The sequence below is a fragment of the Ewingella sp. AOP9-I1-14 genome (assembly GCF_052375995.1).
Classification (GTDB): Bacteria; Pseudomonadota; Gammaproteobacteria; order Enterobacterales; family Enterobacteriaceae; genus Ewingella; species Ewingella allii.
Genome location: NZ_JBQSVA010000003.1, coordinates 170,565 through 186,422, shown reverse-complemented (window position 1 = coordinate 186,422; position 15,858 = coordinate 170,565). Strand labels below are relative to the sequence as shown.

Genomic DNA, 15,858 nt, shown 5'->3' with positions numbered 1-15,858 from the left:
ACATCCAGCAGAAAAACGGAACCGAGAATCTAATGAGTGACTATAAGAACACCCTGAACTTGCCGGAAACAGGGTTCCCGATGCGTGGCGATTTGGCCAAGCGAGAACCTGACATGCTGAAAAACTGGTATGAACAGGATCTGTACGGGATTATTCGCGCAGCCAAAAAGGGCAAAAAGTCCTTTATTTTGCATGACGGCCCTCCGTATGCGAACGGCAGCATTCATATTGGTCACTCAGTTAACAAAATTCTCAAAGACATTATTGTTAAGTCCAAGGGCATGGCCGGTTTTGACTCGCCTTATGTGCCGGGCTGGGACTGCCACGGTCTGCCAATCGAGCTGAAAGTAGAACAGCTGATCGGCAAGCCGGGTGAGAAAGTCTCCGCTGCTGAATTCCGCGCAGCATGTCGCAAATACGCCGCTGAGCAGGTTGAAGGTCAGAAGAAAGACTTCATCCGCCTTGGCGTGCTGGGCGATTGGGACCACCCATACCTGACGATGGATTTCAAAACCGAAGCCAACATCATCCGTGCTTTGGGCAAAATCATCGGCAATGGCCATCTGCACAAAGGCGCTAAGCCTGTCCACTGGTGTGCGGACTGCGGCTCTTCTCTGGCTGAAGCCGAAGTGGAGTATTACGACAAAGTGTCGCCATCCATCGACGTGACCTTTAACGCCGTCGACCCAGCCGCCGTGGCGGCAAAATTTGGCGCGACCGCCTTCAATGGCCCGGTTTCTCTGGTTATCTGGACCACCACGCCGTGGACCATGCCAGCTAACCGCGCGATCTCATTGAATGCCGAGTTTGCTTACCAGTTGGTGCAGGTTGAAGGCCAGTGCCTGATTCTGGCAACCGACTTGGTGGAAAGCGTTATGAAGCGCGCGGGTATCGCTGAGTGGACCGTGCTGGGTGAGTGCAAAGGCGCTGACCTCGAGCTGCTGCGCTTCAAGCATCCGTTCCTCGACTTCGACGTGCCAGCGATTCTTGGCGACCACGTCACGCTGGATGCCGGTACGGGTGCTGTTCATACCGCGCCGGGCCACGGCCCAGATGACTTTGTTATCGGCCAGAAATACGGTTTGGAAGTGGCTAACCCGGTTGGCCCGAACGGCTGCTACCTGCCGGGCACCTATCCTTCACTGGATGGCAAATTCGTCTTCAAAGCCAACGACCTGATCGTTGAACTGCTGCGCGAGAAAGGCGCACTGCTGCACGTTGAGAAGCTGAATCATAGCTATCCGTGCTGCTGGCGTCACAAAACGCCAATTATCTTCCGCGCTACGCCGCAGTGGTTCGTCAGCATGGACCAGAAAGGTCTGCGCGCGAAATCTCTGGAAGAGATCAAAGGCGTGCAGTGGATCCCAGATTGGGGTCAGGCGCGTATCGAAAACATGGTCGCTAACCGTCCGGACTGGTGTATCTCCCGTCAGCGTACCTGGGGCGTGCCGATGTCTCTGTTCGTGCATAAAGACACTGAACAGCTACACCCGCGCACTCTGGAACTGATGGAAGAAGTGGCGAAACGCGTTGAAGTTGACGGTATTCAGGCTTGGTGGGATCTCGATCCTGCCGACATTCTGGGTGCTGACGCCGCAGATTACGTGAAAGTGCCTGACACGCTGGACGTGTGGTTCGACTCCGGTTCAACCAGCGCCTCGGTGGTTGCCGTGCGCCCTGAGTTCAACGGCCACGAAGCTGACATGTATCTGGAAGGCTCCGACCAACACCGTGGCTGGTTCATGTCATCTCTGATGATCTCAACCGCCATGAAAGGCAAAGCGCCATACAAACAAGTTCTGACTCACGGCTTCACCGTTGATGGTCAGGGCCGCAAAATGTCCAAGTCCATCGGCAACACCGTCAGTCCTCAGGACGTGATGAACAAGCTGGGCGGCGACATTCTGCGTCTGTGGGTTGCGTCAACTGACTACACCGGCGAAATCGCCGTGTCAGACGAGATCCTCAAGCGTTCCGCCGACTCTTATCGTCGTATCCGTAACACCGCGCGCTTCTTGCTGGCTAACCTGAATGGGTTTGATCCTGCGCTGCACTGCGTGAAGCCGGAAGAGATGGTGGTGCTGGATCGCTGGGCCGTCGGCCGTGCCAAAGCCGCTCAAGAAGAGATCATTGCCGCTTACGAGCGCTATGACTTCCACGAAGTGGTACAGCGCCTGATGCAGTTCTGCTCGGTTGAAATGGGCTCGTTCTATCTCGACATCATTAAAGACCGTCAGTACACCGCGAAAAGCGACAGCGTGGCTCGCCGCAGCTGCCAGACCGCACTGTATTACATCTCTGAAGCACTGGTGCGCTGGATGGCGCCAATCATGTCCTTCACCGCCGACGAAATCTGGGCCTTCCTGCCAGGTTCTCGCGAGAAGTTCGTCTTCACCGAAGAGTGGTTCGACGGCCTGTTTGGCCTGGCTGGCGACGAATCGATGAATGATGACTTCTGGGACGAGCTGCTGAAAGTGCGTGGCGAAGTGAACAAAGTTATCGAGCAGGCGCGTGCTGATAAGCGCGTGGGAGGATCGTTGGAAGCTGCGGTAACGCTGTACGCTGACGATAAACTGGCTGCTGACCTGCGTTCTCTGGGTAACGAGCTACGCTTTGTGTTACTGACGTCCGGCGCTCGCGTGGCGCCATTGGCGGATGCTGATGACAGCGCGCAGGCCAGTGAGTTGCTCAAGGGCCTGAAAATCGGTCTGGAAAAAGCAGAAGGCGACAAGTGCCCACGCTGCTGGCACTACACCACTGACGTCGGCCAGGACGCGGAACACAGCGAAATCTGTGGCCGTTGTGTGACTAACATTGCCGGCGACGGCGAAGAGCGTAAGTTTGCATAATGAGTAAACCTATTTGTTCTACCGGACTCCGCTGGCTTTGGCTGGCGGTTTTGGTTGTCATCCTTGATCTCGGCAGCAAGTTCCTGGTCATGGGGCATTTTCAGCTTGGCGAATCCATGCCGCTGATCCCGTTCTTTAACCTGACTTACGCCCATAATCCGGGGGCGGCGTTTAGCTTCCTGGCGGATAAAGGCGGCTGGCAGCGTTGGTTCTTTGCCCTGATTGCTCTGGCTATCGTGATTATTCTGCTGGTGCTGATGTACCGTAGCAGCGCCACTCAGCGCATGAATAACATCGCTTTTGCGATGATTATCGGCGGCGCGCTGGGCAACCTATTCGATCGCATGGTGCACGGTTTTGTCATCGACTTTATCGACTTCTACGTCAATGACTGGCATTACCCGATCTTCAATCTGGCAGACAGCTTTATCTGTGTGGGTGCCGTGCTGGTGGTGCTGGAAGGCTTCTTAGCCAAACCCAATGCTGCCGCGAAGAGCAAAGGATAAAACATGTCTGAACAGGTAAAACACGACAGCGCGGTGCTGGTGCATTTCACCCTGAAGCTGGAAGATGGCTCAACGGCGGAATCCACCCGTGGTAATGGCAAACCGGCCCTGTTTCGACTGGGAGACGGCAGCCTGTCCGACGCGCTGGAGAATGAACTGCTCGGGTTAAAAGTGGGCGATAAGCACGCTTTTACGCTGGCACCTGAATCTGCTTTCGGCTCGAAAAGCCCTGATCTGGTTCAATATTTCTCGCGTCGAGATTTCCAAGAAACGGGCATTCCTGACGTGGGCACCATCATGTTATTTACTACCCGTGACGGCAGCGAAATGCCTGGCGTGGTGCGTGACGTGACCGAAGATTCCATCACCGTTGATTTCAATCATCCACTGGCGGGCCAGCATATCGATTTCGATATCGAAGTGCTGGAGATTGATCCGCAACTGGAGGAGAAAGATGCAAATACTGCTGGCTAACCCACGCGGGTTCTGCGCAGGCGTAGATCGTGCGATCAGCATCGTCGAGCGCGCCCTTGAGCTGTATGGCGCGCCGATTTATGTGCGTCATGAAGTGGTTCATAACCGCTATGTGGTCGACAGCCTGCGCCAGCGCGGCGCGGTGTTTATCGAGCAAATCAGCGAAGTGCCGGACGGCTCAATCCTGATTTTCTCAGCACACGGCGTTTCTCAGGCCGTGCGTGCCGAAGCCAAGGCGCGTGAGCTGACCATGCTGTTTGACGCCACCTGCCCATTAGTGACGAAGGTCCATATGGAAGTCGCACGTGCCAGCCGTAAGGGCACCGAGGCGATTTTGATTGGTCACGCCGGTCACCCAGAAGTGGAAGGCACCATGGGGCAGTACAGCAACCCTAATGGCGGCATGTACTTGGTCGAATCGCCAGCGGACGTCTATAAGCTGCAGGTGAAAGATGAAAGTAACCTGTGCTTCATGACGCAAACCACGCTGTCGGTGGATGATACTTCAGAAGTGATCGACGCCCTGCGCGACCGTTTCCCGAAAATCATTGGCCCACGCAAAGACGACATTTGCTACGCCACCACTAACCGTCAGGAGGCCGTGCGCCATCTGGCCGACGGGGCTGACGTGGTGCTGGTGGTCGGCTCGAAGAACTCGTCAAACTCTAACCGCCTGGCCGAACTGGCGCAGCGCGTTGGTGTGCCTTCTTACCTGATCGACTCCGCCGCTGATATCCAAGAGTCTTGGCTGAAAGACGCCAAGAGCATCGGCGTCACCGCCGGTGCTTCTGCTCCAGACATTCTGGTGCAGGACGTGATCAGCAAGCTGAAAGCCTTTGGCTGCGCGGATGTGATTAACGTGGAAGGGCGCGAAGAGAATATCGTTTTCGAAGTGCCGAAAGAGCTGCGGGTTGATGTGCGTCAGGTTGACTAAGTTCATCAGCTAATCGAGCAAGACGCGCAAGAGTAGAAAGCGGTCAGTGAAAACTGGCCGCTTTTTTTTATGATAATCAGTTGAGACGGAACAGGTTCTGCGGCGTACCCGTGGTGCCGGTCTGCACGTGGAGCAGGGCGCCGTCCAGTTCGCTTGGGTTCTCCAAGCCTTTGCGCGCCGAGGTGATGAACAGCTCGCTCATGTCCGGCCCGCCAAAGGTACAGCAGCTTGGCTGAGCGACGGGGAGGGCAATGGTGTCGAGGGTCAGCAACTCGCCCTGATTGATTTGCTGGCGTAACAGGCAGCTGCTGCCCCAGCAGGCAGTGAGCAGCAGGCCGTCCAAGGAGACTGCCGAGCCATCCGGCGTTTTATCCCCAGACGAGAAGCAGGCGATTTTCAGCGGATTGATGTGGCGGGCGTTGGCAGAGTAAAAACGCTTCTTCATGCTGTCGGCAAACCACACTTTGCTTTCATGCCACGCCAGCGTGTTGGGAATGCCCACGTTGTCCATCATCAGCTCGGGATGTGGCGCACCGCTCTCATAGCGATACCACCCGCCCAGCGTCTGCTCTTCCTTCACATCCATAGTGCTGAACCACAGGGAGCCGTCTGGCGCGATAGCGGCTTCATTGGTTCTGGTGCCTTCTCTGCCGACATAATCACAGATTTTCTCTGTCTTGCTGAAGGCATAGTCATACAGGTGCAGGCCATCTTGCGAGACCAGCAAAAAGCGATTCAGCGCGCTGGTTAACAGCACGGCGCTGGTTAACGAGGGCAGCTTGCGTACCTCGGTTTTGTGCTGGGACGGCCAGTAGCGCAGCAGTTTTAAGTTGAGAATATCGACCCACAGTAATGACTGCGTGCGTTGACACCATACCGGCGTCTCTCCCAGCTCGGCACGGTAGTCGTCTATCGCAGTGATGGCGGATCGTAAAAATGCTGACATCGTAAAGCTCTCCTTCATGGCAGTGTCTTTACATAGTCTAGTCTGGCTTTGCTGATGGAGGATAGAATAAAAGGCGTAAAAAGAAGGGGCCGGCCCGTTAATAAAACGTAAAGCCAGCCCCTGAGGTGAGTTAATGAGGGTTAGAAATCGTATCTCAGACGAACCAGGTTCATGTCGCCACGGTCGTCGGTGGTGGAGCTAAATACGTGTTCATAATCAACGCGGAAGCCGTAATCGAGTTGAACCGATACGCCTAAGCCATTATCGATACGCTGATAATCACGGCCGGAGACGTAGGTTAGTCGGTCACCCATGAAGTATGGCTGAACGGTTTTCACCGCGTACTGGTTGATTAGGAAGGCGTAGCCCAGGAAGTATTCCAGACCGTAGGCGTCGCCAGCAAAGTAGTTATTATCCGCTTTCTGCTTAGTCGTCAGGAAGTTGTTGTAATAACCGCCGCCGAAAGAGGCTGTCCAGTTGCCCGGTTTCCAGCTTAATGCGGTACCAATGATATTTTGGTCATAGTTGGTGGAGCTGTTGCCGCCCGGGTTTTTCATCTCGGCGTTGGTGTAGTTGTACGCCGTGCCCCAAGTCAGTTCTTTGGTGATGTGGTAATCCACGCCGATAGAGCCGCCGCCTTTACGTTTATAACGCAGGCCATCGCCGGTCAGCAGATCGGTATCGGCGAACAGGTAAGAGGCGTAAACATCAGCATCGCCGAAGGTGTTCTTGTATTTCAACATCTTGCGGGAACGATAAGAGCCGTCGTAGTCGCCATTCACGCCGTTACCCGGCGCCTGAGCAAGCATGTCGTAGTCCCAGATGTCAGTTTTCACGCCAACCACATCGTAGTAGACACTGTTTTGCTGGCCGAAGGTCAACTGGCCGTAGGTTTTGCTTTTCAGGCCGGTATAGAGCTGGCGACGCGTGGTGTTGTGCGCGCCGTCGGCATAATGATTGTCCCAATCAAACAGGGCAGGGAAGTTAACGCCCAGTTCGTAGTAGCTGACCCAGCTGATATCATCAAACAGATAGTAATCAGCCGTGAAGCGGAAACGCGAGCCGCCGTCAAAGCCATTGTTTTTTGTACGAACCTTTATCTTTATCGCCCGTTTCCATATTCCACTGTGGACGAATGCTGCCGCCCACTTTGAAGTCGAGGCGGCTCAGCGGGTCATTTGGCTGCGGATCTTGCTTAATAAGGGTGATTTCAGCCTGTGAAGCGAAAGACGTCAGGCCAAAGAGTAGCCCGGCAGAAGCCACCTGTGTGACTCTGTTTAGTTTGAATTTCATCGTTGCCCCTGCGCCAACACGATGATTTTAAGAGAATCATCAATGATGTTGGCTCATTATTATTTTATATTCCCTTTACCGGTGACTATCTGGCAAAGGTGAAAACGCGCCGAATTATTAACGCAACGAAATCAAGTTTCGCGGGTTAAAATTAGCGGGCTATTTATTACCATATTTATTGGTTTTATCAATATCATTTCGTTACATATAATGAAAAATTGATGTTTTAGATCGTTAAAAGTGCGCGTTTGTTGCTTTATGTAGCAATTAGCGAGGGGGATTGTGCTGCGTAAAGACAAATCGGGGATACGCCAACGGTGCTGTATGCCGCAGCCAAACTCTGTGCAACCCTATGCATAAAATTGAATGATTATGCGCGAGTGGGGAATGGCTATTTTCAGAAACGCGCCTTGCTTGCCCTGACGCTTTTCATTGATGAGTAACATAAAATCATCAAATGGATAACTTTTGAGCTGATATGTTTTACTGATGTTAGCTGGGCTATATCATAATTTTCTAATTATGCCGCAATTTTGCTGGCTCCTCTCCTGAGGGGCCGATAACCTGCTGCTGTTATAAAGCAGAACACATTTATAAAGAGAGAGATTATGAGTAATGCTGAACTGCGCATGGCCATTGTGGGCGCGGGTGGAAGAATGGGACGCCAGCTTATTCAGGCGGTTTGCGAAGCTGATGGCGTAGTGCTGGGCGCAGCCATTCAGCGCCAAGGCTCCTCGCTGGTGGGAACTGACGCGGGCGAGCTGGCGGGCGTCGGCCGTTTGAATATCAAGGTGAGCGATAGCCTCGATGACGTGGTGAACGACTTCGACGTCTTGATCGACTTCACGCGTCCAGAAGCTTCTCTGGCTTATCTCGACTTCTGCGTGAAACACCGCAAAGGTATTGTTATCGGCACTACCGGCTTTGATGACACCGGTAAGGCGGCAATCCAGCAGGCAGCCGAGTCTATTCCGGTCGTTTTCGCCGCGAACTTTAGTGTGGGTGTCAATCTGGTCCTCAAGTTGTTGGAAAAAGCCGCCGAGGTGATGGGCGACTACACGGATATCGAAATTATTGAAGCTCACCATCGCCACAAAGTTGACGCGCCTTCGGGCACGGCGTTAGCGATGGGTGAGGCGATTGCCGACACATTGGGTCGCAATCTCAAGGAGCACGGGGTGTTTTCCCGCGTCGGCCATACCGGCGAGCGTGATCCTAAGAGCATCGGCTTTGCGACCGTGCGTGCAGGAGACATCGTGGGTGAGCATACGGCGATTTTTGCCGATATCGGCGAACGCGTTGAGATTACCCATAAGGCGTCTAGCCGAATGACATTTGCAAAAGGCGCAGTTCGTGCAGGAAAGTGGCTGGAAGGCGTTAAAGTTGGCTTATTCGATATGCGTGATGTGCTGAAATTAGATGATATTTAAGTTTTACACCATTGTGATGTGGTTGTTTTAATCATATTTCTTTGATTATAGGGCGGTTCCTTGACTGCCCTTTTCTTTTTTATAAAAAAAATGAAGCTTGGCTCCTTTTTCTTGATTTGATGCCTATTTAAATGTGTTTTGTGAGTTTTTAAGCTCTTCGCTGACTACAAAACGACCTCCTCAACAGATCCGATGTGTAACATTTGCCGATTTCCCGCCTTTTTTCAGACAACCGCCCTCGCAAACGTTTACTATAGTGACTTAGCCCGTGCTTTTATGGCTGTGAGGTCGCTATTTCACTGAGTTCTGTATAAAACAGAGAAATATTGGTGCTTTTGGTAGACAAAGCGAGCGCCCATCATTAGAATGCGCGCAATTTGCCGAAAATTGGCTTCGAGGGCGATTTTTGCATTGATTTAGATCGGCTTATCTGAATTAATATGCAAATAATGTGATTGATTATTCCTGGAGGATGCTTTGATAAAGTCAGCGCTATTGGTTCTGGAAGACGGAACCCAATTCCACGGTCGGGCCATCGGGGCAGAAGGTACGGCAGTGGGGGAAGTGGTCTTCAATACGTCGATGACCGGTTATCAAGAAATCCTTACTGATCCTTCCTATTCCCGCCAAATTGTTACTCTTACTTATCCCCATATTGGTAATGTCGGCACTAACGCCGCTGATGAAGAATCCTCTGCAGTACACGCTCAAGGTTTGGTTATCCGCGATTTACCTCTTATTGCCAGCAACTACCGCAGTACCGAAAACCTTTCTGACTATCTCAAACGCCACAACATCGTCGCTATCGCCGACATTGATACCCGTAAACTGACTCGCGTGCTGCGTGAAAAAGGCGCACAAAACGGCTGCATCATCGCTGGCGATTCCGTGGACGCGTTGCTGGCACTGGAGAAAGCCAAAGCCTTCCCAGGCCTGAAAGGGATGGACTTGGCGAAAGAAGTGACCACCAAAGAGTCTTACAGCTGGCAGCAGGGCAGCTGGACATTAGAAGGCGAACTGCCAGAAGCGAAACCGGCCGAAGAGCTGAAATTCCACGTGGTGGCCTATGACTACGGCGCAAAACGCAACATCCTGCGCATGCTGGTTGACCGCGGCTGCCGCCTGACCGTGGTGCCGGCACAAACGCCAGCCGAAGACGTGTTGAAGCTCAATCCAGACGGCATCTTCCTGTCCAACGGACCGGGCGACCCTGAGCCATGCTACTACGCCATCGACGCCATCAAGGCCTTCCTCGAGACTGACATTCCGGTCTTCGGCATCTGTCTGGGCCACCAGTTACTGGCACTGGCCAGCGGCGCGAAAACGCTGAAAATGAAACTGGGCCATCACGGTGGTAACCACCCGGTGAAAGATCTCGACAACAATGTGGTGATGATCACCGCGCAGAACCACGGCTTTGCGGTAGATGAAAATGGCCTGCCAGCCAACCTGCGCGTGACCCACAAATCGCTGTTCGACCACACGGTTCAGGGGATTCATCGCACGGATAAAGCCGCGTTCAGCTTCCAGGGGCACCCAGAAGCCAGCCCAGGCCCGCACGACGCGGCGCCGCTGTTCGACCACTTTATCGAGCTGATTGAGCAATACCGTTCTCACGCCACTCAGACTGGCAAATAAATCAGGAGCACTAAAACATGCCAAAACGTACAGACATAAAAAGCATCCTGATCCTCGGCGCTGGCCCGATTGTTATCGGTCAGGCCTGTGAGTTTGACTATTCCGGTGCGCAGGCGTGTAAAGCCCTGCGCGAAGAGGGTTACCGCGTCATTCTGGTGAACTCGAACCCGGCGACCATCATGACCGACCCGGAAATGGCCGACGCGACTTACATCGAGCCAATTCACTGGGAAGTGGTGCGTAAAATCATCGAGAAAGAGCGTCCAGATGCCGTGCTGCCAACCATGGGCGGCCAGACAGCACTGAACTGCGCACTCGAGCTGGAACGTCAGGGCGTGCTGGCGGAATTTGGCGTCACCATGATTGGTGCCACCGCCGACGCTATTGACAAAGCCGAAGATCGTCGCCGTTTCGACGTGGCGATGAAGAAGATTGGCCTCGACACCGCGCGTTCCGGCATTGCTCACAGTATGGAAGAAGCGCTGGCGGTTGCCGCTGACGTTGGCTTCCCATGCATCATCCGCCCATCATTCACCATGGGCGGCACCGGCGGCGGTATCGCCTACAACCGCGAAGAGTTCGAAGAGATTTGCGAGCGCGGTCTGGACCTTTCCCCAACTAAAGAGCTGCTGATTGATGAGTCGCTGATTGGCTGGAAAGAGTACGAAATGGAAGTGGTGCGCGATAAGAACGACAACTGCATCATCGTCTGTTCAATCGAAAACTTCGACGCCATGGGCATCCACACCGGTGACTCCATCACCGTGGCTCCGGCGCAGACCCTGACCGACAAAGAATACCAAATCATGCGTAACGCCTCGATGGCGGTACTGCGTGAAATCGGCGTGGAAACCGGCGGTTCTAACGTGCAGTTCTCCGTGAACCCGAAAAACGGCCGCCTGATTGTTATCGAAATGAACCCGCGCGTGTCGCGCTCTTCTGCACTGGCATCAAAAGCGACCGGCTTCCCGATTGCTAAAGTGGCTGCCAAGCTGGCGGTAGGCTATACGCTGGACGAGCTGATGAACGACATCACCGGCGGCAAAACCCCGGCGTCGTTCGAGCCATCAATCGACTACGTTGTCACCAAAATTCCTCGCTTCAACTTCGAGAAGTTTGCCGGTGCCAACGACCGTCTGACCACGCAGATGAAATCTGTCGGCGAAGTGATGGCGATTGGCCGCACCCAGCAAGAATCTCTGCAAAAAGCCCTGCGCGGCTTGGAAGTGGGTGCCAGCGGCTTCGACCCGAAAGTGAGTCTGGATGACCCGGAAGCGCTGACCAAGATCCGCCGCGAACTGAAAGAAGCCGGTTCAGACCGTATCTGGTACATCGCCGACGCCTTCCGCGCTGGCCTGTCTGTCGACGGTATCTTCAACCTGACCAACATCGACCGCTGGTTCCTGGTGCAGATTGAAGAACTGGTGAAGCTGGAAAACGAAGTGGCCGAAGGCGGCTTCAACATCCTGACCCACGACTACCTGCGCATGCTGAAGCGCAAAGGCTTTGCCGACCTGCGTTTGGCGAAGTTGGTTGGCGTGTCAGAGAGCGAAGTACGCAAACTGCGTCACAAATACAACCTGCACCCGGTCTACAAACGTGTTGATACCTGTGCGGCAGAATTCTCCACCGACACTGCCTACATGTACTCCACTTATGAAGAAGAGTGCGAGTCCAACCCGACTAACGATAAGCCAAAAATCATGGTGTTAGGCGGCGGGCCAAACCGTATCGGTCAGGGCATCGAGTTCGACTACTGCTGCGTTCACGCCTCGCTGGCGCTGCGCGAAGACGGCTACGAAACCATCATGGTGAACTGTAACCCTGAAACGGTTTCCACCGACTACGACACCTCTGACCGCCTGTACTTCGAGTCAGTGACGCTGGAAGACGTGCTGGAAATCGTGCGTATCGAACAGCCAAAAGGCGTGATCGTGCAATACGGCGGGCAAACTCCGCTGAAACTGGCTCGCGAACTCGAAGCAGCGGGCGTGCCAATTATCGGCACCAGCCCTGACGCCATCGACCGCGCCGAAGACCGCGAGCGTTTCCAACAGGCGGTTAACCGTCTGGGCCTGAAACAGCCCGCTAACGCCACGGTCGCGACCATTGAGCAAGCGGTAGAAAAAGCCAGCGGCATTGGTTATCCGCTGGTGGTGCGCCCGTCTTACGTGCTGGGCGGCCGTGCGATGGAAATCGTGTATGACGAAATCGACCTGCGTCGCTACTTCCAGAACGCGGTTAGCGTCTCTAACGACGCGCCGGTGCTGCTCGACCGTTTCCTTGATGACGCGGTAGAAGTGGACGTCGATGCTATCTGCGACGGTGAGCGCGTACTGATTGGCGGCATCATGGAGCACATCGAGCAAGCTGGCGTGCACTCCGGCGACTCCGCCTGTTCTCTGCCAGCCTACACGCTGAGCAAAGAGATTCAGGACGTGATGCGCCAACAGGTTGAGAAACTGGCCTTTGAGCTGAGCGTTCGCGGCCTGATGAACGTGCAGTTCGCGGTGAAAAACAATGAGGTTTACCTGATTGAGGTTAACCCACGCGCCGCGCGTACCGTGCCGTTCGTCTCTAAAGCCACGGGCATTCCGCTGGCGAAAGTGGCGGCTCGCGTGATGGCGGGGCAGACGCTGGCTCAGCAAGGCGTGACCGAAGAGATCATTCCACCGTACTACTCGGTGAAAGAAGTGGTGCTGCCGTTCAACAAGTTCCCGGGCGTTGACCCAATCTTAGGGCCAGAAATGCGCTCTACCGGTGAAGTGATGGGCGTCGGTCGCACCTTCGCCGAAGCCTTCGCCAAGGCGCAGCTCGGCAGTAACTCCGGCATGAAGAAAGCCGGACGTGCACTGCTGTCAGTGCGCGAAGGGGATAAAGGTCGCGTGGTGGATTTGGCCGCCAAGCTGCTTAAACGCGGCTTCGAGCTGGACGCTACTCACGGTACTGCTGTGGTGCTGGGCGAAGCGGGGATTAACCCACGCCTGGTTAACAAGGTGCATGAAGGCCGCCCGCACATTCAGGACCGCATCAAAAACGGCGAGTATGTGTATATCGTGAACACCACGGCGGGTCGTCAGGCGATTGAGGATTCCAAGCTGATTCGCCGCAGCGCGCTGCAATACAAAGTGCACTATGACACCACCCTGAACGGCGGTTTCGCGACCGCAATGGCGCTCTCTTCCGACCCAACCGAGCAGGTGATTTCGGTTCAGGAAATGCACGCTAAAATTAAAAAGTAACCTTAAGACTTTAGTGTCTGGTACTGCGACGCCCGCAACCGAAAGGAAGCGGGCGTTTTTATTACTTTCGCTTGGCACTGGCGGCAGTTATAAACCGCAGAAATACTTTATGATTAATCTATGTTTTGACGATATGAGCTGACTGATGATTTTAATTGTTTACGCCCACCCTTATCCACGCCACTCCCGGGCCAATCAGCGCTTGCTGTCGGCAATCGCTGATCTTCCTGATGTCGAAGTCCGCTCTCTTTACGATCTCTATCCCGATTTCAGCATTGATATCAGCGCTGAGCAGGCGGCGGTCGAGCGCGCCGATCTGGTGGTTTTCCAACATCCTCTTCAGTGGTACAGCATGCCGCCGCTGCTAAAACTGTGGATTGATAAAGTGCTGGAGCACGGTTGGGCCTATGGCCATGAAGGCAATGCCTTGAATGGTAAACACTGTCTGTGGGCGGTGACCACCGGCGGCAATGAGCATCACTTTGAGCTGGGCGACCATCCTGATTTCGACGTTCTAGCCCAGCCGCTGCAGGCCACTGCAGTTTACTGCGGGATGAACTGGTTGCCGTATTTTGCCGTACATAACACCTTTATTTGCGACGAGGTGGCGCTGAAAGCCTCCGGCGAAGAGTATCGCCGCCGCCTGTCGGCTTGTCTGAGTTTGAAAGAAACCGCGCCAGTGGGAGGCAGCGATGGAAAACCATAATTTGCTGCTTGAAGGGCTGCTCTACCTCGGCTCCGCCGCGCTGTTTGTGCCGATTGCCGTGCGCCTTGGCTTAGGCTCGGTGCTGGGCTATCTGATTGCGGGCTGCATCATCGGCCCGTGGGGGCTAAAGCTGGTTTCTGACCCTGAGTCGATTCTGACCTTTGCGGAGATCGGCGTGGTGCTGATGCTGTTTATCATCGGCCTTGAGCTGGACCCGAAACGCCTATGGACCCTGCGCGCCTCGGTATTCGGCGGTGGCAGTATCCAGATGGGCGGCTGTGGTTTACTGCTCAGCCTGTTCTGTTATTTGCTGGGTCTGGACTGGAAAGTCGCTTTGCTGATTGGCCTGACGCTGGCGCTTTCCTCCACCGCCATCGCCATGCAGGCCATGAGCGAGCGCAGCCTGACCACTTCACCCATTGGCCGTAGCGCCTTTGCCGTGCTGCTGTTTCAGGATATCGCGGCCATTCCGCTGGTTGCCATGATCCCTCTATTGGCGAGCACCGGAGAAGCCACTACGCTGGCAAGCTTTGGGCTATCCGCCGCGAAAGTGATTGGCGCACTGGCAGCGGTTATTCTGCTCGGGCGCTACGTGGCGCGGCCCTTGCTGCACTTTGTTGCCCGTTCGGGTATGCGCGAAGTGTTCAGCGCCGTGGCGCTTTTTCTGGTATTCGGCTTTGGTATTTTGCTCGAAACGGCGGGCCTGTCGATGGCGATGGGGGCGTTTTTGGCAGGTGTGATGCTGGCGAGTTCGGAATACCGCCACGCGCTGGAAAGCGATATTCAGCCCTTTAAAGGCTTGCTGCTGGGGCTGTTCTTCATCGGCGTCGGCATGTCTATCGACTTCGGCACGCTGGTGCATCAGCCGCTGTTAATTGCCACTTTGCTGGTGGGCTTCATGCTGCTGAAAGCCGCGCTGCTGTGGCTTATTGGGCCGATGCTCGGCGTGCCAAAACGCCAGCGCGGCCTGTTTGCCATTCTTATCGGGCAGGGCAGTGAATTCGCTTTCGTGATTTTCAGCACCGCGCAGATGGCCGGTGTGCTGCCAGTAGAGTGGGCGAAAGCCCTGACGCTGGCGGTGGCGCTTTCCATGGCGGTCACGCCGCTGCTGCTGGTGCTGGCGAGTCGTCTGGAGCGCAACGCGCCGAAAGACAATCGCCCTGACGATACCATTGATGATGAAAATGCCACGGTGATCATTGCCGGATTTGGGCGTTTCGGGCAGATCGCCGGCCGTCTTTTGCTGGCCAATAACGTGCATACCGTGGTTTTGGATCACGACCCGGACCATATCGAAACGCTGCGCAAGTTCGGCACAAAAGTGTTTTACGGCGACGCCACCCGCGTTGACCTGCTGGAGTCCGCTGGTGCGGGGCAGGCCAAGGTGCTGATTAACGCGATTGACGACGTTGAGGCCAATCTCCAGCTCACCGAGCTGGCAAAAGAGCATTTCCCGAACCTGAAAATTATCGCCCGCGCTCGCGACGTCGACCACTGGTATCAGCTGCGTCGCCTTGGCGTTGAGGCGCCAGAGCGTGAGCTGTTTGAAGGCTCGCTACGCGTCGGGCGTGAGACGCTGGAGTTCCTGGGATTAGATGCTTACGAGGCGCGGGAAAAAGCCGATCTGTTCCGTCGCTACAACCTTAAAATGCTCGAAGCCACTATCGAGAATTATGAGGATACCGAGTTCCGCGTTGCCAGTATGCAGCGTGCCAAAGATATGCTGACGGACGCCATCGAGCAGGATCAGAAGCGTCTGGCCTCAGGGCAGCAGCAGGGCTGGCGTGGAAGTATTGACGGTAAAGCGCCGGAAGATGAGGTGATTGAAGCCAAGGGATAA

At 54.8% G+C, this 15,858-nt stretch carries 10 protein-coding genes and 1 pseudogene; 9 read left to right on the top strand and 2 right to left on the bottom strand.

Translation table 11 applies throughout. The features are described 5' to 3' along the window. The first annotated feature begins 32 nt into the window (after nucleotides 1–32). From ileS to ispH, 4 genes are read left to right on the top strand one after another with little or no spacing between them, the layout of a single operon-like run. Nucleotides 33–2,849 (top strand): isoleucine--tRNA ligase, encoded by a 2,817-nt coding sequence (gene ileS / locus ACT3RT_RS10755; RefSeq protein WP_353500956.1) that lies wholly within the window; start codon nucleotides 33–35, stop codon nucleotides 2,847–2,849. Continuing rightward, nucleotides 2,849–3,355, top strand: a complete 507-nt coding sequence (gene lspA / locus ACT3RT_RS10750) for a signal peptidase II (RefSeq protein WP_353500957.1) — start codon at nucleotides 2,849–2,851, stop codon at nucleotides 3,353–3,355. The genes ileS and lspA overlap by 1 nt, the downstream gene beginning before the upstream one ends. Nucleotides 3,356–3,358: 3 nt before the next feature. Then, nucleotides 3,359–3,829, top strand: coding sequence for an FKBP-type peptidyl-prolyl cis-trans isomerase (fkpB, locus tag ACT3RT_RS10745; protein ID WP_034787062.1), 471 nt, complete (start codon nucleotides 3,359–3,361; stop codon nucleotides 3,827–3,829). Further along, complete coding sequence (ispH, locus tag ACT3RT_RS10740; RefSeq protein WP_154145902.1) at nucleotides 3,810–4,763, top strand: 4-hydroxy-3-methylbut-2-enyl diphosphate reductase; 954 nt, start codon at nucleotides 3,810–3,812, stop codon at nucleotides 4,761–4,763. Before fkpB ends, ispH begins: the two co-directional genes overlap by 20 nt. A gap of 76 nt (nucleotides 4,764–4,839) precedes the next feature. Here ispH and ACT3RT_RS10735 read toward each other — a convergent pair whose 3' ends face one another. Together ACT3RT_RS10735 and ACT3RT_RS10730 are read right to left on the bottom strand one after the other, a co-directional pair. Beyond that, nucleotides 4,840–5,709 (bottom strand): SMP-30/gluconolactonase/LRE family protein, encoded by an 870-nt coding sequence (locus ACT3RT_RS10735; RefSeq protein WP_353500958.1) that lies wholly within the window; start codon nucleotides 5,707–5,709, stop codon nucleotides 4,840–4,842. Nucleotides 5,710–5,849: 140 nt separating this feature from the next. Next, nucleotides 5,850–7,002, bottom strand: a pseudogene (locus tag ACT3RT_RS10730) (porin). 608 nt (nucleotides 7,003–7,610) lie between these two features. Here ACT3RT_RS10730 and dapB point away from each other — a divergent pair. The 5 genes from dapB (at nucleotide 7,611) to kefC (ending at nucleotide 15,858) form a co-directional block, all read left to right on the top strand. Further along, nucleotides 7,611–8,432 carry a 4-hydroxy-tetrahydrodipicolinate reductase gene (gene dapB / locus ACT3RT_RS10725; RefSeq protein ID WP_496202962.1) on the top strand — a complete coding sequence of 274 codons (822 nt, stop codon included), beginning with the start codon at nucleotides 7,611–7,613 and terminating at the stop codon, nucleotides 8,430–8,432. Between the two features lie 477 nt (nucleotides 8,433–8,909). Further along, a complete protein-coding gene (gene carA, locus ACT3RT_RS10720) occupies nucleotides 8,910–10,070 on the top strand; it encodes a glutamine-hydrolyzing carbamoyl-phosphate synthase small subunit (protein ID WP_496202961.1) in 1,161 nt (386 codons plus the stop codon). 17 nt (nucleotides 10,071–10,087) lie between these two features. After that, nucleotides 10,088–13,312: a carbamoyl-phosphate synthase large subunit gene (gene carB, locus ACT3RT_RS10715; protein WP_496202960.1), complete on the top strand. Its 3,225-nt coding sequence runs from the start codon at nucleotides 10,088–10,090 to the stop codon at nucleotides 13,310–13,312. 145 nt (nucleotides 13,313–13,457) lie between these two features. Continuing rightward, nucleotides 13,458–14,018, top strand: a complete 561-nt coding sequence (gene kefF, locus ACT3RT_RS10710) for a glutathione-regulated potassium-efflux system oxidoreductase KefF (RefSeq protein WP_353500963.1) — start codon at nucleotides 13,458–13,460, stop codon at nucleotides 14,016–14,018. After that, nucleotides 14,005–15,858 (top strand): glutathione-regulated potassium-efflux system protein KefC, encoded by a 1,854-nt coding sequence (gene kefC, locus ACT3RT_RS10705; protein WP_353500964.1) that lies wholly within the window; start codon nucleotides 14,005–14,007, stop codon nucleotides 15,856–15,858. The genes kefF and kefC overlap by 14 nt, the downstream gene beginning before the upstream one ends.